The organism is Acidovorax sp. Root568 (assembly GCF_001427445.1).
GTDB classification, from domain to species: domain Bacteria; phylum Pseudomonadota; class Gammaproteobacteria; order Burkholderiales; family Burkholderiaceae_C; genus Acidovorax; species Acidovorax delafieldii.
In genome coordinates this window covers 209,390-229,149 of sequence record NZ_LMGP01000017.1, presented here as the reverse complement: position 1 = coordinate 229,149, position 19,760 = coordinate 209,390, and the positions used below count along the sequence as shown (strand labels likewise).

Sequence of the window (19,760 nt, the reverse complement as noted above, 5' to 3'; positions counted from 1 at the left end):
TAGTGCTTATCAGCAAGCCTCAAATTATATAACTATTTTTGGCCGTATCCGATTGCAAGCCAAAAAATTTCCATCCAACTACCATCCATCAACACGATCCCTGCGAACGTCTCGGCCCAGAGGCTTTGATCGCTTCACTGCTGCAGACCATATCTGGAGGCGCGGTCCGGAGTCGAACCGGACTAACCGGATTTGCAATCCGGGGCATAACCGCTTTGCTACCGCGCCAGGAACTCTCATTCCTCTGACAAAAAAGGGAAGCAATTGCTTCCCTTTTTGTGGAAATTGGAGCGGGAAAAGAGTCTCGAACTCTCGACCTCAACCTTGGCAAGGTTGCGCTCTACCAACTGAGCTATTCCCGCATTTACCGAAGCCTTACATTGTACAACGTTTGCTGCGATGGAATGAATTGTAGCGCATTTTTTGGGAGTTCCCAAAAAAATTGCGTCAATGTTTCAATCCATCGGCCGTGGCGGATGACACCGCGGCCTTGTCCGTCGACACAGGCACCGCAGCAGCCACTGCAACCTCTTCATCCGTCAGCGGCACGGGCTTGCTCTCCAGCGCCACTTCCAGCACCTTGTCGATCCACCGCACGGGCACGATCTCCAGGCCGCTCTTCACGTTGTCCGGGATCTCGGCGAGGTCCTTCACGTTCTCTTCAGGGATCAGCACGGTCTTGATGCCACCGCGCAATGCGGCCAGCAGCTTTTCCTTAAGGCCACCAATGGCCGTCACCTCGCCACGCAGCGTGATCTCGCCTGTCATGGCCACATCGCCGCGCACAGGGATACCCGTGAGCGCAGAAACAAACGCGGTAGTCATCGCAGCCCCCGCGCTGGGGCCGTCCTTGGGGGTGGCACCGTCTGGCACGTGAATGTGGATGTCGCGCTTTTCGAACGTTTCATCCTTGATACCCAGCATGCGCGCTCGGCTGCGTACCACCGTACGGGCAGCCTCCACGGATTCCTTCATCACATCACCCAGCGAACCCGTGCGCGTAATCACACCCTTGCCCGGCATGATGGCCGCCTCGATGGTCAACAGATCTCCACCCACCTCGGTCCAGGCCAGGCCTACTACCTGCCCCACCTGGTTTTGCAGCTCCGCACGGCCATAGGTGTACTTGCGCACGCCCAAAAAGTCCGGCAGGTTGTCAGCCGTGACCACCACCTGCGGCTCCAGTTTCTTGAGCTGCAGGCCCTTGACCACCTTGCGGCAAATTTTGGACAGCTCGCGCTCGAGCGAACGCACACCCGCTTCACGGGTGTAGTAACGCACCATGTCGCGCACTGCAGGCTCGGTGATGAGCAGTTCTTCGTCCTTCACACCATTGTTCTTGAGCTGCTTGGGCAGCAAGTACTTCATGGCGATGCTGGTTTTCTCGTCTTCGGTGTAGCCCGACAGGCGAATCACTTCCATGCGGTCGAGCAGTGCCGGCGGAATGTTCATCGAATTCGATGTGGCGACGAACATCACATCGCTCAGGTCGAAGTCCACCTCGACGTAGTGGTCGCCAAAGGTGTGGTTCTGCTCGGGGTCCAGCACCTCCAACAGAGCGCTCGACGGATCGCCCCGGAAGTCAGTACCCAGCTTGTCGATCTCGTCCAGCAGGAACAGCGGATTGCGCGTGCCCACCTTCGACAGGCTCTGCAGCACCTTGCCTGGCAGCGCACCGATGTAGGTGCGGCGATGCCCGCGGATCTCGGCCTCGTCGCGCATGCCGCCCAGGGCCATGCGCACGTACTTGCGACCAGTGGCCTTGGCGATCGATTGCCCCAGCGAGGTCTTGCCTACGCCAGGAGGGCCCACCAGGCACAGGATGGGCGCTTTCACCTTGTCCACGCGCTGCTGTACCGCGAGGTATTCAAGGATGCGGTCCTTGACCTTGTCGAGGCCGTAATGGTCTTCGTTGAGGACGCCCTCGGCATTCACGAGGTCGTGCTTGATCTTGGTCTTCTTGCTCCAAGGCAGCGCGGTGAGCACGTCGATGTAGTTGCGCACCACCGTCGCCTCGGCCGACATGGGCGACATCAGCTTGAGCTTCTTGAGTTCGGCGTCAGCCTTCTTGCGTGCCTCGGCCGGCATCTTGGCGAGCTTGATCTTTTTCTCGATCTCCTCGATGTCGGCGCCTTCGTCGCCCTCACCCAGTTCCTTCTGGATGGCCTTGACTTGCTCGTTCAGATAGAAGTCGCGCTGGTTCTTCTCCATCTGGCGCTTCACGCGGCCACGGATCTTTTTGTCGACGTTCAGGATGTCCACTTCGCGATCGAGCTGCTCGAACAGGTTTTCGAGGCGCGCCTTTACATCCGAAAGATCCAGCACCACCTGCTTGTTCTCGAGCTTGAGAGGCAGGTGTGCAGCAATGGTGTCTGCCAGTCGACCTGGATCGTCAATGCTGGAGATGGAAGTCAGTATCTCGGGCGGGATCTTCTTGTTGAGTTTGACGTACTGGTCAAACTGCTGCATCACTGCGCGACGCAGGGCCTCGATTTCGCTGGGCTTATTGGCGTCGGGGGTTGCCTCCACCGGTGTCACGGTGGCCATGAAATGCGTTTCGGCATCTTCAATGGAAGCCACCAGAGCACGCTGCTGGCCTTCCACCAGCACCTTCACGGTGCCGTCGGGCAGCTTGAGCATCTGCAAGATGGTGGAGACACAGCCCACATCGAACATGTCAGCCACCGAGGGCTCATCCTTGGCGGCAGCTTTTTGGGCCACCAGCATGATGCGGCGATCAGCCTCCATGGCCATCTCAAGGGCCTTGATGCTCTTGGGGCGGCCCACGAATAGCGGGATCACCATGTGAGGGAACACCACCACATCGCGCAAAGGCAACAGCGGCAGGTCAATAGGGGTGGCTGGCAGGGGGGTATGTCCGGACATGGAAATCCTCAAAGTGCTCTGTGGAAGTGGGTCCACATGTGGGGATTTTCAACCCTTGCACGCAGCCGTACTGGCGCAAGGGTTGATGGTTCAAAGGGCGACAACATGGCGCCCGCTCCGGTCTTATCAGGCCTTCTTGGCCGCTTCGCGGTACACGAGCAGCGGCGGCTTGTTTTCTTCGATGGTGGATTCGTCCACCACCACCTTTTCGACGTTGCTGGTGTTGGGCAGGTCGAACATCGTGCCGATCAGCGATTGCTCCAGGATGGAACGCAGACCTCGCGCACCCGTCTTGCGGGCCAGCGCCTTGCGGGCAATGGCTTTCAGGGCAGCGGGGCGAATTTCCAAATCCACGCCTTCCATGGCCAGGAGCTTGCTGTACTGCTTGACCAGCGCGTTCTTCGGCTCGGTCAGGATCTGCACCAACGCATCTTCACTCAGTTCAGCCAAGGCCGTCACCACAGGCATACGGCCCACCAGCTCAGGAATCAGCCCGAACTTGATCAGGTCTTCGGGCTCGATTTCGGTGAACACTTCGGTCAGCGAGCGCTGCTTCTTGCTTTTGACCGATGCGCCAAAGCCGATGCCTGAGGCCTCGGTCCGGTTCTCGATGACCTTTTCCAGCCCAGCAAACGCGCCACCGCAGATGAACAGGATGTTGGTTGTGTCGATCTGCAGGAAGTCCTGGTTCGGGTGCTTGCGCCCGCCCTGGGGTGGCACGCTGGCCATGGTGCCCTCGATGAGCTTGAGCAGCGCCTGCTGCACGCCCTCGCCCGACACATCGCGCGTGATGCTGGGGTTGTCGGATTTGCGCGAAATCTTGTCGATTTCATCGATATAGACAATACCGCGCTGAGCGCGCTCGACTTCGTAGTTGCAACTTTGCAGCAGCTTCTGGACGATGTTTTCCACATCCTCGCCCACATAGCCGGCTTCGGTCAGCGTGGTGGCGTCGGCCATCACAAAGGGAACATCCAGCATGCGTGCCAGGGTCTGCGCAAGCAACGTCTTGCCCGAGCCCGTAGGGCCGATCAGCAGGATATTGCTCTTGGACAGCTCCACATCGTCCTTGTGGGCCTTGTCCTTGTGGCGCAGGCGCTTGTAGTGGTTGTACACCGCCACGGCCAGCGTGCGCTTGGCAACATCCTGGCCAATCACATAGTTGTCCAGATTGGCCTTGATCTCGACCGGCGTGGGCAGGTCACTGCGGCCTTCGCGCGCCAAGTCCCCAGCAGGCAGTTCGTCGCGGATGATCTCGTTGCACAGGTCAATGCACTCGTCGCAGATAAAGACCGACGGACCGGCGATCAGCTTCTTCACTTCATGCTGGCTTTTGCCGCAAAAAGAGCAGTAAAGGGTTTTTTCGCTGGAAGAGCCTTTTTTCTCGGCCATGGGGGCAATGCCTTGCTTGTTTCGGAAAGTTGTCGGGATGATAACCAAATAAAAAACGGCGTCTTCCCCTCGGGAAAACGCCGCTTCGTCGCCCTCGGGCGATCAGGCGCGTTGGCTGATCACTTGATCGACCAAACCATAGTCCTTGGCCTCGTCGGCCGAGAGGAAATAGTCACGCTCGGTGTCGCGCTGGATCTTCTCCAGCGGCTGTCCGGTGCGCTCAGCAAGGATCTTGTTGAGCTGTTCACGGGTCTTGAGGATCTCGCGGGCGTGGATCTCGATCTCGGTGGCTTGGCCCTGCATGCCGCCCAATGGCTGATGGATCATGACCTTGGAGTTGGGCAGCGCAAAACGCTTGCCCTTGGCGCCCGCCGCCAGCAGGAACGCACCCATGCTGGCCGCCATGCCCGTGCAAAGGGTCGAGACATCGGGCTTGATGAAGTTCATGGTGTCAAAAATCGCCATACCGGCGCTCACCGAACCACCGGGCGAATTGATGTAGAACGAGATGTCCTTGTCCGGGTTTTCACTTTCCAGGAACAGCAGCTGTGCCACCACCAAGTTGGCGGTCTGGTCATTGACCGGGCCCACCAGAAAAATCACGCGCTCCTTGAGCAGGCGCGAGTAGATGTCATAGGACCGTTCGCCACGGCCCGACTGCTCGATGACCATGGGGACCATGCCCAGGCCTTGTGTTTCCAATGCGCTCATGTATTTCTCCAGTCAAGCAGGTACTGTACCCAGAAATGAATTGGGGCTTGTGCACGAAAGCACAAGCCCCTGGTGTGTCTTGACAACCAGAACCGGGCAGTTGCACGAGGCAGACCACCCGGCCCGAGGGCCTATCAGCCCTGCTGCGCCATCAGGTCGTCGAAGGAAATGGCCTTTTCGACCACCTTGGCCTTGGACAGCACGAATTCGGTCACGTTGTTTTCGATGACAACGGCTTCGACTTCGGCCAGACGCTGGCGGTCGCCGAAGTACCAACGCACCACGTCTTCGGGCTTCTCGTAGCTGGCGGCCAGCTCGTCGATGTGGGCCTTGAGCTGCTCGGGCTTGGCCTGCAGCTCATTGGCGCGCACCAGCTCGGCCAGCACCAGGCCCAGGCGCACACGGCGCTCTGCCTGGGGACGGAACACGTCTTCAGGGATCTCGGCCTTGTCGGCGTCCTTGATGCCGCGTTGCTTGAGTTCAGCGCGGGCGCCTTCCATCAGGCGGGCAATTTCAGCCTGGATGCTGGAATTGGGCAGATCCAACTCGGCCTTGGACACCAGGGCGTCCATCACGGCAGCCTTGTTGCGGGCCAGCAAGCGGAACTTGACTTCGCGCTCCAGGTTCTTCTTGATGTCGGCGCGCAGGCCATCCACGGAACCGTCGGCAATGCCCAGCGACTTGGCCAGAGCATCATTCACTTCGGGCAGGTGGGCCGCTTCGATCTTCTTGATGGTCACCAGGAAGTCGGCGGTTTTGCCAGCGACGTCCTTGCCGTGGTATTCGGCAGGGAACGCCAAGGGGAAAGTCTTGCTTTCGCCGGACTTCATGCCACGCACCGCGTCTTCGAACTCCTTGAGCATCTGGCCTTCGCCGACCAGGAACTGGAAGTCTTCGGCCTTGCCGCCGTCAAAGGGTTCGCCGTCGATCTTGCCTTCGAAGTCCACGGTCACGCGGTCACCGTCTTGCGCAGCGGCGTCAATGGCGCGCTGGGCGAAGCTGCGGCGCTGCTTGCGCAGGATGTCGATGGTCTTATCGATGGCGCTGTCGGTCACTTCGGACGACAGTTTTTCAACTTCGGCGTCCGACAGGTCAGCGATCTTGACTTCGGGGAACACTTCGAAGATGGCGTCAAAAGTCACCTGGCCTTCGGGAGCGCCTTCCTTTTCAGTGATGCGGGGCTGGCCTGCAACACGCAGGTTGGCTTCATTCGCAGCCACGGCAAAGGCCTCACCCACCTTGTCGTTCAGCACTTCGTACTGCACCGAGTAGCCATAACGCTGGGCCACCACGTTCATGGGCACCTTGCCGGGACGGAAACCGTCCATCTTGACCGTACGGGCCAGGCGCTTGAGGCGCGTGTCCACTTCGGACTGGATCAGGGTGACGGGCACGCTCAGCGTGATCTTGCGCTCGAGCTTCTCAAGGGTTTCAACAGTAACGGCCATGGCTATTCCTCTTATGAATGTGGATCGTGCTGGCTGCAGCGCAGCAGCGCCGTGTTCCGCAAAGTCTCACATGGGTGGTGCGCGGGGGGGGACTCGAACCCCCACACCATTGCTGGCGTCAGGACCTAAACCTGGTGCGTCTACCAATTTCGCCACCCGCGCGGTTCTACAAACAAACAGGCGGCAACCTCAGCTGCCGCCTGTGTGAAATCGGTCAACCTTCTATTTTACCTGATGCGGACGCCCTGTCGGTCAAGCAGCACCAGGAACCTCTGGCGCAGGTCGTTTGACACGGAACCAGGCCGCATACATTGCAGGCAGTGCCAGCAGCGTGAGCACCGTGGCCACCACCAGCCCGCCCATGATGGCCACAGCCATCGGCCCCCAGAACACGCTGCGCGACAGCGGGATCATGGCCAGCACGGCGGCAGCGGCGGTGAGCACGATGGGGCGCAAACGGCGCACGGCCGATTCCACAATGGCATCCCAGGCGGGCACGCCCCGGGCGCGGTCCTGCTCGATCTGATCGATCAGGATCACCGAATTGCGCTGGATCATGCCCATGAGCGCGATCACCCCCAGCAGCGCCACAAAACCAAAGGGACGATTGAGCAGCAACAGCGCCGCCGCCACACCCGCCAGCCCCAGCGGCCCGGTCAGGAACACCAGCATGGCACGGCTGAAGCTGTGCAGTTGCAGCATGAGCAGCGTGAAGGTAATGAACAGCATGATGGGAAGACCCGCCGCGATGGACGCCGAGCCCTTGGAGCTTTCCTCCACTGCGCCCGCCACCTCGATGCGGTAGCCCGTCTGGCCCGCCGACCGCCACTTGGCCTCAATCTCCTTGAGGGATGGCAGCAGCGCCGCCGTCACCGTGGCGCCCTGCAGGCCCTCGGTCACGTCGCCCTGCACGGTGATGGCGTAGTCGCGGTTTTCGCGCCACATCACGCCGGGCTCCCAGGTGAACACAGGCTTGGCGATCTGCGTGAGCGGGATCGACTTGCCCGAGGCCGTGGGCAGATAGGCGTTGGCAATGTCAGTGATGGCGTTGCGCTCATCCAGCGGCTGGCGCAGCAGGATGTCGATGAGCTTGTCGCCCTCGCGGTACTGGCCGACCTGCGTGCCCGACAGAATGGTCTTGGACGCCTGTGCGATGGACTGGCTGGTCACGCCCAGGGCACGTGCCTTGGCCTGGTCGATTTCCAGGCGGAGCACCTTCACGGACTCGTTCCAGTTGTCGTTCACCCCGCGCATGTTGGGGTTCTGGCGCAGCTGGGCCTTGACCTCGTCCGCACGCTCACGCAGCACCAGCGGATCAGGTCCCACCACGCGGAACTGAACGGGATAAGGCACGGGCGGCCCGTTGGGCAGCAGCTTGACGCGCCCGCGCACTTCCGGGAACTCCTGCGCCAGCAGCGCGGGAAGCTTCACACGCAGCGATTCGCGCACCTTCAGGTCTTGGGGCACCACGATGAACTGCGACACGTTGCTCTGCGGGAACACCTGATCGAGCGGCAGATAAAAACGCGGCACGCCAGAGCCTACCCAGGTGCTCACCGTGTTCACGCCTGGCTCGGACAGCAGGCGCTGCTCCACGCGTTTGGCGACGGCCTCGTTGCCTGCGAACGACGTGCCTTCGGGGAACCAGATGTCCACCAGAATCTCAGGCCGGCTGGAATCAGGGAAGAACTGCTGCTGCACCTTGCCCATGCCGACAATGCCCAGGGCAAAGGTCAGCACCGTGGCGCCAATGGTCAGCCAGCGGTGCTGCACGCACCAGTCCACCAGACGGCGGAAGCTGCGGTAGAACGGGCTGTCAAAAACCTCGTGCGGGTCGTCCGTGATGCCCTTGTTGGCCTGAGCTGCCAAGACGTGAGGCGGCACCTTGAGCAGCAGCGTGCCGAGGTAAGGAACGAAGTAGACCGACACGAACCAGCTGAGCACCAGCGCAATCACCGTCACGGCAAAGATGGCAAAGGTGTATTCACCCGTGGTGGACTTGGCCAGGCCGATGGGCAAAAAGCCCGCCGCCGTGATCAGCGTGCCCGTGAGCATGGGCATGGCCGTGATCTCGTAGGCAAAGGTGGCGGCGCGCACCTTGTCATAGCCCTCTTCGAGCTTGAGCACCATCATCTCCACCGCAATGATGGCGTCGTCCACCAGCAGGCCCAGCGCGATGATGAGCGAGCCCAGCGAAATCTTGTGCAGCCCGATGCCCCAGTACCACATGGCCAGGAACGTGACGGCCAGCACCAGCGGGATCGTGATGCCCACCACCAGCCCCGGGCGGGGGTCGATGTACCAGCGCTTCCACAGCGGGTTGTTGCCGGGCCGCTTGTGGACACCCAGGCTGATGAAGCTCACCGCCAGCACGATGACCACGGCCTCGATCAGCACCTTGACAAACTCGTTCACCGAGGTGGACACCGCCTTGGGCTGGTCTTGCACGTTGACCAGTTTCACGCCCGCCGGCAACGTGCCGGCGATGCGGTCGGCGGTGGTGTGCAGGGCCTTGCCCAGCGCAATGATGTCGCCGCCCTTGGACATGGAGACGCCCAGCGCAATCACCTCGCGCCCCTGGTGGCGCACCTTCACGCCCGGTGGGTCCACATAGCCGCGCTGCACTTCGGCAATATCGCCCAGGCGCAGTTGCGCGCCCGAGGGGCCACGGATCGGCATCGCGCGCAGGTCCTCGATGGCGTTGAACTGGCCTTGCACGCGCACCTGCACCTGGTCTTGCGGGGTCTGGATGGTGCCCGCGCTTTCCACAGCGTTCTGCTGGCCCAGCTGGGCCAGCACCTGGTTCATGTCCAGGCCCAGTTGCGACAGGCGCTTTTGCGAGATCTCGATGAAGAGCTTTTCGTCCTGCACGCCAAACAGCTCGACCTTCGCCACATCGGGCACGCGCAGCAGCTGCTGGCGCGCGTCATCGGCAAACTGCTTGAGCTCTGCGTAGCTGAATCCCTCGGACTCCAGCGCGTAGATCACGCCATACACATCACCAAAGTCGTCATTGAAGAACGGGCCCTGAATGCCCTGGGGCAAAGTGTAGCGCATGTCGCCCACCTTCTTGCGCACGCTGTACCAGACGTTGGCCACGTCGCCAGGCTTGGAGGAGTCCTTGATCTGGAAAATGATCTGCGACTCGCCGGGCTTGGAGTAGCTGCGGATCTTGTCGGCGTACGGCACTTCCTGCAGCGTGCGCTCGATCTTGTCGGTAACCTGCTCGGCTACCTGCTGGGCCGTGGCACCGGGCCAGTAGGTGCGCACCACCATGGCACGGAAGGTGAACGGAGGGTCTTCGTCCTGCCCCAGCTGGAAGTAGGCGGCAAAGCCCAGCAGCATCAACACCACCATGAGGTAGCGGGTGAGCGCAGGATGGTCGAGCGCCCATTTGGAGAGGTTGAACCCCTCTTTGGGTTGGATTTGCGTCATGGCGGGCCTCAGTTGGCGGCAGAGGCCGTGGCGGTGGCGGGTGCAGCAGCGGCCGCAGGAGCCGATGGCACCGCCGGCATTGCTACAGATTCAGGAGCTGTCTGCGCTTTACTCACTGGCGCCTGGGCCACTTTGGGCTGGTATACCGTCACTTTCTGCCCGGGAGACAGCACGTGCACGCCGGTGGCCACCACCTGCATGCCGGGGGTCAGGCCCCCTGCCACCACCGCATCGTTGCCGTCGGCCGTGGCGATCTGCACCACCTGCGACTTGACGGTGCTGGTCGCGGGGTCGTACACCCACACGGCGGTGGACTGGCCCTCCTGCCGCAGCGCGCTGGTGGGCAGCTTGATGGCGGCAATGCCGGCATGGCTCAGTGCCTTGGGCGTGGCGTACACGGTGGCGCCCAGCGCTGGGGCGTCCGCAGCGTCAATGGCCACCTTGACCTGGAAGGTACGGGTCGCAGCGTCGGCGCTGGCAGCCACTTCGCGCACGCGGCCCGTCAGGGTCGCGCCGCCAGACCAGCCGCGCACAGCCACCTCGGAGCCCGTCGTGATCTGCGCCACCTTGTCCTCGGGCACAGCAAACACCACGTCGCGCGGGCCGTCTTGCGCAATGCGCACCACCGGCGCACCGGCCGACACCACCTGGCCCGGCTCGGCATCGATGCCCGTCACCACGCCCGACACGTCGGCCACCAGCGTGGTGTAGGCCGCCTGGTTGCCCTGCGACGACAGCTGCGCGCGCGCCTGGTCCAGCGTGGCCTGGGCGGCCTTGAGCGTGGCCTCACGGCGTTCCAGCTCGGCACCGCTGATGAAGTTCTGGTCCTTGAGCGCCTGGTAGCGCTTGAGGTCCGCCGCCGCCAGATCACGCTGCGTGGTGGCCGATGCCAGTTGCGCACGCGCCGCATCAGCCGCCAGCTGGTAGTCCTTGGGGTCCAGTTGCGCCAGCACCTGCCCGGCCTTCACGCGCTGGCCCAGCTCGGCCTGGCGCTGCACGATCTTGCCCGCCACGCGAAAGCCCAGGCGCGACTCCACCCGCGCGCGCACCTCGCCCGAATACTCCAGGCTGGACTGCAGCGCGCCCACGCCCACCGTCATCAGCTTGACGGAGCGCACGGGCTCCTCAGGCGGTGCGGGACGCGAACAGGCGGCCAGCACGGTAGCGGTGGCCAGCACCAGCAAAAGCCTGGAATGCCGTGAAGAGGGCCGCAGGGCGGAGGGTGTGCGCATGGGAAATCCGGTGAAAAAAGAAGGGGCCACAAGGATCAGCAAGCAAGACGCAGGCCGGAGTGCCCGCGCAGCGACAGTACACCAGACACCCGCCAACCAGCCACCCGCAGCCATGCAGGGCGCTTGTGAACAGATGCAGGGGCCAGCCGCCTTGTCCCCCCACTGGATTGGTTTTTATGATTACTGACTGACCGGTTAGTAATCTATGAGAAGCCCTTGAGCTTGTCAAGCGACAATCCGGGTGTGAACGACCGTCCCAGCCCCTCTCCCCACCCCGGCGCAGCCTCCGCGCCACAGCCCACTGCGACTGATGCGGTGGCGCCTCCTGTCACCCATTACGAAAACTTCCCCGTAGCATCCCTGCTGTGCCCGCCCCACCTGCGCCAGCCGATTGCCGCCATCTACGGCTTTGCGCGCACGGCGGACGACATTGCCGACGAAGGCGATGCCCTGCCCGCCGCCCGGCTGGCAGACCTGGCGGCCTACCTGGCCGATCTGCGCGCGATTGCCCAGGGCCAGGCACCCTCGCCCCGCTGGGCCAGCGTTTTTTTGCCGCTACAAGGCGTATTGCGCAGCCACCAGCTGCCCGTGCCGCTGCTGGAAGACCTGCTGAGTGCCTTTGCCCAGGACGTCGAAAAAACCCGTGACGGCGAGGGCTACGCCGACCGCGACGAGCTGCTGGACTACTGCCGCCGCTCGGCCAACCCGGTGGGCCGGCTGCTGCTGCACCTGTATGGCGTGCACGACGCCGAGGCACTGCGCCAGAGCGACGCCATCTGCACGGCGCTGCAGCTCATCAACTTCTGGCAGGACCTGTCCGTGGACATCCCCCGGGGCCGCCACTACCTGCCGCGCGCCGACTGCGTGGCGTATGGCGCCTGCCAGTCCGAGCTGCTGGCGCTGCAAAGCACCCGCGAGAACGCCCGCCTGATTGCCGACTGCGCTCACTGGGCGCGCACCACGATGCAAAGCGGCGCCCCCTTGGTGCACCGCCTGCCGGGCCGCGCCGGCTGGGAGCTGCGGCTGGTGGTGCAAGGCGGCCTGCGCATCCTCGACAAGGTCGAGGCCCTCAAAGGGGGCAGCCTGCACACCCGGCCCAAGCTCCGTGGCTGGGACTGGTGCGTGATGCTGGGCCGCGCGCTGGTGATGTAAGAAAGATTCATGGGCCACAAGGCGGGCTCACACATTGGCCTGCCAACGCAGCACCCAGTTCCAAAAAGGCCTGTAGCGCATGATTCATATACGCTAACAGCTACTTAATTGATAGCAAATTATTGGAATGCCTCTCGCCCTTGACCCGGCAGGGGCAGGGATTGCGAGCATGCCCCGGCCACCGCACCCGGTTAGCCTCGCGGCCACCGTGGCAGGGCGGCGGCCAACACCCCCACCCTGCCGGCCCGTGCCCGCGCGCCACAAGCGCAGGGGCACCTTTAAAACTGGTTCTCAGAGCCCAGGGTCACCCCCCACTATGTCCGTCAGCGTTTTCGACCTCTTCAAGATCGGCATCGGGCCGTCCAGCTCCCACACCGTGGGGCCCATGATTGCCGCCCGGCAGTTTGCCTGCCATGTGCGCGACACCGTAGGCCTGGCGGCGGTGCACCAGGTGAGCGTGGAGCTGTTCGGCTCCCTCTCGGCCACCGGCGTAGGCCACGGCACCGACCGCGCCGTGCTACTCGGTCTGGCCGGGCACGAGCCAGACCACATCGACCCCGACCAGATCGCCCCCGCCATCGCACAGATCCGCCAGAGCGGCACGCTGGCGTTGCTGGGCGAGCATGCCGTGCCGTTTGTTCAAAAGGACCACCTGCTGTTTCGCCGCAAAAGCCTGCCGCTGCACCCCAACGGCATGGCGTTCCATGCACTGGATGCGCAGGGCAACGACATCGCCATGCGTGAGTACTACTCGGTGGGCGGCGGCTTTGTGGTCGATGCAGCAGGCCAGCGCGTGCTCAACACGCCCGCCAGCGCCGGCGCCGATATAGCAGGCCATGGCCAGGGCCTGCCACACCCGTTCCGCACCGGGGCCGAGCTGCTGGCGCAGTGCCGCACTACGGGCCTGAGCATGGCCCAGCTCATGGCCGCCAACGAACAGCACTGGCGCAGCCCGGCCGAGGTAAGGCGCCAGCTGCTGGCCATCTGGCAGACCATGGCGGGCGCCGTGCAGCGCGGCTGCGCCAGCACTGGCACCCTGCCCGGCCCCATGCATGTGCGCCGGCGTGCGGCCGAGCTGCACAAGAACCTGAGCTGCTCGCCCGAGGCCGCCCTGCGCGACCCGCTCTCCATGCTGGACTGGGTGAACCTGTACGCCATGGCCGTGAACGAAGAAAACGCCGCTGGCGGCCGCGTGGTTACTGCGCCCACCAATGGTGCGGCAGGCGTGATACCGGCCGTGCTGCACTACTACGTCAACTTTCTGCAGGGCCCCATCCCGGCCAACGACGACGGCATTGCCACCTTTTTGCTCACCGCAGGTGCCATCGGCATCATCTACAAGGAAAACGCATCGCTCTCCGGCGCCGAGGTGGGCTGCCAGGGCGAAGTGGGCGTGGCCTGCTCCATGGCCGCTGGCGCGCTGGCCGCCGTGATGGGCGGCACGCCCGAGCAGGTGGAGAACGCGGCCGAGATCGGCATGGAGCACAACCTGGGCATGACCTGCGACCCCGTGGGCGGGCTGGTGCAGATCCCCTGCATCGAGCGCAACGCCATGGGCGCGATCAAGGCCATCAACGCCGCCCGCATGGCGCTGCGCGGCGACGGGCAGCACGTGGTCTCGCTCGACAAGGTCATCAAGACCATGATGCAGACCGGTGCGGACATGAAGGTCAAGTACAAGGAAACATCGCGCGGCGGGCTGGCGGTGAATGTGGTCGAATGCTGAACCGAGCCGCCCAGCGGCCCGTTGTGCAGCCTGTTTCGCAGCCCATTCCGCCGCCCCTTCATCTGCATGGATTTGCCGCCTGACCTGCCCACCCCCTTGCCACTGGAGCGCTGGCTCAACCGCCTGGGCGCACTGGTGATGCCGCTGGCGCTGCTGGTCATGCTGCTGCTGTTTTTGCAATGGCCGTTGCGCGACGGGTGGGGCGCGGGGTCCAGCCAGGCCAACGACCTCGCGCAGGTGCTGTTTGCGCTGTATGTGGCTGTGGCCCTGCGCCATGCCGACCGGCGCGGCGCCCACCTGGTCAGCCGCCCCGACCTCGCCCATGCGGGCCGGGGCCCGGTGCGCGCCATGCGCCTGCTGGGCGCGCCCCTGGCCGTTCTGCCCTGGGCGGTGTTTGTGTGCATCAACGCCGCGCCCACGGTGTGGCGGTCGGTGCGGGGGCTGGAGAGTTTTCCTGAAACCGCCAACCCCGGCTACTTCGCCATCAAGCTAGCCTTGTTGCTGCTGGCCGTGCTGCTGGCCCTGCAAGCACTGGCCGACTTGTGGCGCGCCATGCACACGCTGCGCGCGCCCAGTGGCGCACCGGCGGACCCTGCATGAGTCTCATCCCATGAATGCCATCGGCCTGTTGCTGCTGGTGCTGGCCCTGGTGCTGATGATGACCACCGGCTGGGCCACCTACGCCGTGCTGCTGGGCGTCAGCACCCTGGGCGCGGTGGCAGGCCTGGCGCTGGGCGCGTTCGATGGCGCCGTGCTGCGCAGCCTGCCGGAGCGCGTGGTGGGCCTGCTCGAACATGACCTGCTGCAAGCGCTGGTGCTGTACGCCGTGGTGGGTGCACTGCTCAACCACCTGGCACTGGTCAACGGCCTGTACAGCGGGCTGCGCAAGCTGCTGGCGCGCGTGGTGGGGCAACGGGCCGCGCCCGACATGGCGGGCCTGGGCGTGGGCATGCTGATGGCGCCCATGAACGGATCGGTGGGGGCCAGCCTGGTGACCCTGTCGCACACCGCCGGGCAGGCCTGGGCCCATGAAGGCATGCCGCCTGCCCGCCGCACCGCCCTGGTCGCCGTGGCCAGCACGCTGGGCATCATCGTGCCGCCGTCGCTGGTGCTGTTGCTGCTGGGTGATGCCATGCTGCGCGCCCACACCGAGGGCCTGACCCTGGCCACGCAGCTGGGGCTGGCCAGCACCCGCGCGGGCACCCGCATCATCAATACCCAGGATGTGCTGCAGGCCGCCCTGGCGCCGGGCGCCTTGCTGCTGGTGCTGTGGATGGGCGTGACCTGGTGGCTGGCCCAGCGCCGCGCTGTCGGCATCGCAGATCAAGGGGCCACATCCTCAGCACCCACGCCCCTGACCCGCAGCGAGCGCTGGACGCTGGGCGTGGTGCCTATGCTCATCGTGGCCCTGCTGGCACTGGTCACCACCGGCCGCGTGCGGGCGGTAGAGGCCGCCGCCACCGCCGGGGTACTGCTGCTGGTGTGGGGCATGGCGTCGCACCAGCTCACGCTGCGGCGGCTGGCGCAGGTGCTGGACGATGCCATGGCGCTCACCGGTGCGCTGTTTGCGCTGCTGGTGGCGGCGGTCACGTTCTCGCTGGTGCTGCGCGCCTACGGCACCGACGTGCTGGTGGCCGAATGGATGCGCGCCCTGCAGGGCCAGCCCCTGCTGGCCATGGGGGTGGTACTGGCCGTGCTGCTGGGCTCGGCGTTTGTGCTCGATGCATTCGAGCTGATCTTTCTGATCATTCCCATCATCATGCCTCCCTTGCTGGCGCTGGTGGACGACGCGGCCTGGGTGGCCGCGCTCACCTTGCTGGTGCTGCAGGCAGGGTTCCTGCTGCCGCCGCTGGGCTACGCGCTGGTGCTGTCCAGCGCCCATGTGGCGCCCCGGCCCGTCATGGGCGCGGTGGCGCGTGCACTGGCGCCCTACCTGCTCTGCCTGGCTGGCGTGATCGTCCTCGTGATGGCCGTGCCCGCCACCACGCAGTGGCTGCGCAGCACGCCCGCCACGCTGCCCGAGATGTCGATCCAGGGCGACGACCTGGATGCGCTGATGCGCGAGATGTCGCAACCCGAGGCGCCTGCCCCTGCACCCGCCGCCTCCGCAACACCTCCCTGAAGCTATCATTTGAATAGCAACCAGGGCATGCGGCACTAGCGCATCCGCCCGAAAACACCTCAAACCCCGACAACCGGCCCGCCCCGGTGCGCCATGGGACAATCTCGCCCCATGACACCGCAGCAGTACGTACAGCAAAAAGCCGTGGCCTCGGGCAGCAGCTTCTATTACGCCTTTCTCTTTCTGCCTGCCCCGCGCCGCGCGGCCATCACGGCGTTCTATGCGTTTTGCCGCGAAGTGGACGATGTGGTCGATGAAGTGAGCGACCCTGGCGTGGCCCGCACCAAGCTGGCCTGGTGGCAGGCCGAAGTGACCAAGGCCTACGCGGGCCAGCCCACGCACCCCGTGATGCTGGCGCTGATGCCGCTGGCGGCCGACTACGGCATCGAACAGCGCCACCTGCAGGCCGTGATCGACGGCTGCCAGATGGACCTGGAGCAGACGCGCTACCTCGACTTTGCAGGTCTTCAGGGCTACTGCCACCTGGTGGCGGGCGTCGTGGGCGAAGTCGCAGCGCGCATCTTCGGCCAGACCGACCCGCGCACCACCGAATACGCCCACCGGCTGGGCCTGGCGTTCCAGCTCACCAACATCATCCGCGACGTGGGCGAAGACGCCATGCTGGGCCGCATCTACCTGCCGGTCAGCGAGCTGCAGCAGTTCGACGTGAAGGCACACGAGATCTTGAAGCGCCAGTACTCCGACCGGTTCACCGCACTTATGCGTTTTCAGGCCGAGCGTGCGCACCGGCTGTACGACGAGGCCTTTGCCATGCTGCCCGACGCGGACCGCCGCACCCAAAAGCCCGGCCTGATGATGGCCAGCATCTACCGCACCTTGCTGCGCGAGATCGAGCACGAAAATTTCCAGGTGCTGCACCAGCGCATCCGCCTCACGCCACTGCGCAAGTTCTGGCTGGCCTGGAAGATGCAAGCCCTGGGCAGGATGTAGCCCGGCGTGGCACCGCAAAAAGTCGCCGTCATCGGGGCTGGCTGGGCCGGCATGGCTGCAGCCATCGCCCACCGGCAGGCCGGCCGCCAGGTCACCGTGTTCGAGGCCGCGCGCACGGTGGGCGGTCGCGCCCGCGCCGTGCCGGGCGTGCTGCCCGATGGCACAGCGGCCACGCTGGACAACGGCCAGCACATCCTGATTGGCGCCTACACCGAGAGCCTGCGCCTGATGCGCCTGGTGGGCATGGACCCTGCCACCGCGCTGCTGCGCCTGCCGCTGACCTTGCAGTTCCCCGATGGCCAGGGCCTGCAACTGCCCGACCTGCCCCCGCCGCTCGATGCGCTGCTGGGCATCGCGCGCGCCAAAGGCTGGGGCTGGCAAGACAAGATCGCTCTGCTGCGCACGGCCACGGCCTGGCAGCTGCGCGGCTTTCGCTGCGCGCCCCACACCTCGGTGGCAGACCTGTGTGCCCCGCTCACGCCCCGGCTGATGGCCGAGTTCATCGACCCGCTGTGCGTGTCTGCACTCAACACCCCCGCACGCGAGGCCAGCGGCCAGGTGTTTTTGCGGGTGCTGCAGGACAGCCTGTTCAGCGGACGCGGCGGCTCCAACCTGTTGCTGCCCCGCGCCGACCTGGGCGCGCTGTTCCCCGAGGCTGCGGTGCGCTGGCTGGTGCAGCAAGGCGGCCAGGTGGTCACCGGCCAACGCATCCAGCAGCTTGTGCCCCTGCCCAGCGGGCGCTGGCAATTGGTCGGGGCTGTGGATGCCGTCGGTACAGCGCAGGGCGCCGAAGCAGCCGACTCCTTCGACCACATCACCCTGGCGTGCCCCTCGTGGGAGGCCGCGCGCCTGGTCGATAGCCTTGCCAGCACGGCGGGCCTGGCCGCTGCCGCCCGCTGGAGCGCCACCGCCAGTGCCCTTCGGTTTGAAGCCATCACCACCGTATACGCCCACGCCAGCGGCGCGCGCTTGCCCCTGCCCATGCTGGCGCTGCGCAACACGGCCGAGCACCCAGCGCAGTTCGTGTTCGACCGGGGCCAGCTTGACGGCCAGCAGGGCTTGCTGGCCTTTGTGGTGAGCGCCAGCGATGGCGACCGGGCGCTCATCGAGCAACAGGTGCTGCAGCAGGCTGCCGCGCAGCTGGGCCTGCCCGGCCTGCGCCCTGTGCAGACCGTGGTCGAAAAGCGCGCCACGTTTGCGTGCACCCCCGGCCTACAGCGGCCCGCCATGCAGGTGCTGCCGGGGCTGACGGCCTGCGGCGACTATGTGGAGGGCCCCTACCCGGCGACACTCGAAGGCGCGGTGCTCAGCGGCACCGCCGTGGCGGCCTGCGCGGCAGCGGGCTGACACAACACCACCCGGGCCAGCAGGCCACCCCCGGGTAACTACCAAGCCCGCTGACAGCATTCCGAAAGCACGACCCAGGCACCATGGCGCCACTCGCATGCCGCATGCGCCTTGTTCGCCCTTTGGCCTTTCGGCCTTTCGGCCTTTTGTTTTGACGGAGACACCCCCCATGCTTTCACACGAACACCCCGCCCTCTGGTCCCCCAGCCGTCGCCATCTGCTGGGAGCCAGCGGCGCCTTGGCCCAGGGCGGCCTGCTGCCCACCGGTGCATCGGCCCAGGCGGCCTGGCCGTCCAAGTCGGTGCGGTTTGTGGTGCCGTTCGCGCCGGGCGGCAGCTCGGAGATCGTGGCCCGCTCCACCGCTGCCGAGCTGGGCAAGACGCTGGGCCAGAGCGTGTATGTGGACAACAAGCCGGGCGCCGCAGGCAACATCGCCATGGGTGAAGTGGCACGCTCGGACGACCAGCACACGCTGATCCTGGGCCACATCGGCACGCTGGCCGTCAACCCCTTCATCTTCGACAAGCTGCCCTACGACGCCAACAAGGACTTCAAGCCCGTGAGCCTGCTGGCCAAGGTGCCCAGCCTGTACGTGGTGCACCCCGACGTGCCTGCCAAGAACCTCAAGGAGTTCATCGCCTATGCCAAGAAGAACCCGGCCAAGCTCAGCTATGGCTCGGCGGGCAACGGCAGCGCAGGCCACTTGGCGTTTGAATACCTCAAGATGACCGCCGAGATCTTCATGCTGCACGTGCCCTACCGTGGCACCGGCCCCATGATGACCGACCTGCTCTCGGGCCGCCTTGATGCCGCTGCCGTGGGCGCTGCCGCCCTGCTGCCTTTCATCAAGGCCGGCAAGGTGCGCTGCATTGCCACCGGCTCGGCCAAGCGCCTGCCCCAGCTGCCCGACGTGGCCACGGTGGCCGAACAGGGCTTTCCGGGCTTTGAGATGACGCAGTGGTACGGCATGCTGGCGCCCGCCAACCTGGCCCCGGCCAACCTCGACAAGCTGGCGGCCGAGACCGCCAAGGCCGTCAAGGCCCCCGGCTCGCTGGAGCGCCTGAACGCGGATGCTGCCGAGGCCATTGGCGGCACGCCAGCGCAGTTCGCGCAATTCATCGCGTCCGAACAGGAGCGCTGGAAGAAAGTGCTGCTGCGCGCGAAGGTGAAGCCAGACTAACCCCCTGAGCCGCTTCGCGTCTTCCCCCTTTCTCTCGCCCCGCTGCACGGGTCGGGAAGGGGGACGCAGCCAGTGCGGCGGGGCGGCCCTTGCACGGCTGCCTGGCCTGGGCAGCGCGTGCGCACAGTTTGGCTGCTGGTGCCTGCGCGCCCTCACCGCTCCGCATTGAATGGCTCAA

At 64.9% G+C, this 19,760-nt stretch carries 13 protein-coding genes and 3 tRNA genes; 7 read left to right on the top strand and 9 right to left on the bottom strand.

The annotated features are described in order from the left end of the window. Nucleotides 1-154: 154 nt before the first annotated feature. The 9 genes from ASD75_RS17230 to ASD75_RS17190 form a co-directional block, all read right to left on the bottom strand. A tRNA-Cys gene (locus ASD75_RS17230) sits at nucleotides 155-228 on the bottom strand. 58 nt (nucleotides 229-286) lie between these two features. Continuing rightward, nucleotides 287-362 (bottom strand) — tRNA-Gly (locus tag ASD75_RS17225). A gap of 85 nt (nucleotides 363-447) precedes the next feature. Beyond that, nucleotides 448-2,886, bottom strand: coding sequence for an endopeptidase La (lon, locus tag ASD75_RS17220; protein ID WP_056064482.1), 2,439 nt, complete (start codon nucleotides 2,884-2,886; stop codon nucleotides 448-450). Between the two features lie 126 nt (nucleotides 2,887-3,012). Further along, a complete protein-coding gene (gene clpX, locus ASD75_RS17215; protein WP_056064485.1) occupies nucleotides 3,013-4,278 on the bottom strand; it encodes an ATP-dependent Clp protease ATP-binding subunit ClpX in 1,266 nt (421 codons plus the stop codon). 102 nt (nucleotides 4,279-4,380) lie between these two features. Next, on the bottom strand, nucleotides 4,381-4,989 hold the full coding sequence (clpP, locus tag ASD75_RS17210; RefSeq protein ID WP_015014885.1) for an ATP-dependent Clp endopeptidase proteolytic subunit ClpP: 609 nt from the start codon (nucleotides 4,987-4,989) through the stop codon (nucleotides 4,381-4,383). A gap of 134 nt (nucleotides 4,990-5,123) precedes the next feature. Continuing rightward, complete coding sequence (gene tig / locus ASD75_RS17205; protein WP_056064489.1) at nucleotides 5,124-6,437, bottom strand: trigger factor; 1,314 nt, start codon at nucleotides 6,435-6,437, stop codon at nucleotides 5,124-5,126. A 75-nt stretch (nucleotides 6,438-6,512) separates the two neighbouring features. Further along, a tRNA-Leu gene (locus ASD75_RS17200) sits at nucleotides 6,513-6,599 on the bottom strand. A 90-nt stretch (nucleotides 6,600-6,689) separates the two neighbouring features. Next, nucleotides 6,690-9,872 (bottom strand): efflux RND transporter permease subunit, encoded by a 3,183-nt coding sequence (locus ASD75_RS17195; RefSeq protein WP_056747124.1) that lies wholly within the window; start codon nucleotides 9,870-9,872, stop codon nucleotides 6,690-6,692. 8 nt (nucleotides 9,873-9,880) lie between these two features. After that, the gene (locus tag ASD75_RS17190) at nucleotides 9,881-11,104 is read right to left on the bottom strand and encodes an efflux RND transporter periplasmic adaptor subunit (RefSeq protein ID WP_056747215.1); all 1,224 of its coding nucleotides are present in this window, start codon (nucleotides 11,102-11,104) and stop codon (nucleotides 9,881-9,883) included. 243 nt (nucleotides 11,105-11,347) lie between these two features. Between ASD75_RS17190 and hpnC the strand changes: the two genes are divergently transcribed. The 7 genes from hpnC to ASD75_RS17155 all read left to right on the top strand — a co-directional run bounded on the left by hpnC (nucleotide 11,348) and on the right by ASD75_RS17155 (nucleotide 19,582). Further along, complete coding sequence (hpnC, locus tag ASD75_RS17185; RefSeq protein ID WP_369817499.1) at nucleotides 11,348-12,256, top strand: squalene synthase HpnC; 909 nt, start codon at nucleotides 11,348-11,350, stop codon at nucleotides 12,254-12,256. A 316-nt stretch (nucleotides 12,257-12,572) separates the two neighbouring features. Then, the gene (locus tag ASD75_RS17180; protein WP_056747122.1) at nucleotides 12,573-13,982 is read left to right on the top strand and encodes an L-serine ammonia-lyase; all 1,410 of its coding nucleotides are present in this window, start codon (nucleotides 12,573-12,575) and stop codon (nucleotides 13,980-13,982) included. Between the two features lie 66 nt (nucleotides 13,983-14,048). After that, on the top strand, nucleotides 14,049-14,582 hold the full coding sequence (locus ASD75_RS17175; protein WP_056747214.1) for a C4-dicarboxylate ABC transporter substrate-binding protein: 534 nt from the start codon (nucleotides 14,049-14,051) through the stop codon (nucleotides 14,580-14,582). 10 nt (nucleotides 14,583-14,592) lie between these two features. Continuing rightward, nucleotides 14,593-16,104: a TRAP transporter large permease subunit gene (locus tag ASD75_RS17170; RefSeq protein WP_056747121.1), complete on the top strand. Its 1,512-nt coding sequence runs from the start codon at nucleotides 14,593-14,595 to the stop codon at nucleotides 16,102-16,104. A 111-nt stretch (nucleotides 16,105-16,215) separates the two neighbouring features. Next, a complete protein-coding gene (hpnD, locus tag ASD75_RS17165) occupies nucleotides 16,216-17,055 on the top strand; it encodes a presqualene diphosphate synthase HpnD (RefSeq protein ID WP_056747120.1) in 840 nt (279 codons plus the stop codon). Between the two features lie 51 nt (nucleotides 17,056-17,106). Then, nucleotides 17,107-18,402, top strand: coding sequence for a hydroxysqualene dehydroxylase HpnE (gene hpnE / locus ASD75_RS17160; protein ID WP_056747213.1), 1,296 nt, complete (start codon nucleotides 17,107-17,109; stop codon nucleotides 18,400-18,402). Nucleotides 18,403-18,571: 169 nt separating this feature from the next. Beyond that, nucleotides 18,572-19,582: a tripartite tricarboxylate transporter substrate binding protein gene (locus tag ASD75_RS17155; protein WP_056747119.1), complete on the top strand. Its 1,011-nt coding sequence runs from the start codon at nucleotides 18,572-18,574 to the stop codon at nucleotides 19,580-19,582. The last annotated feature ends 178 nt before the right edge of the window (nucleotides 19,583-19,760 follow it).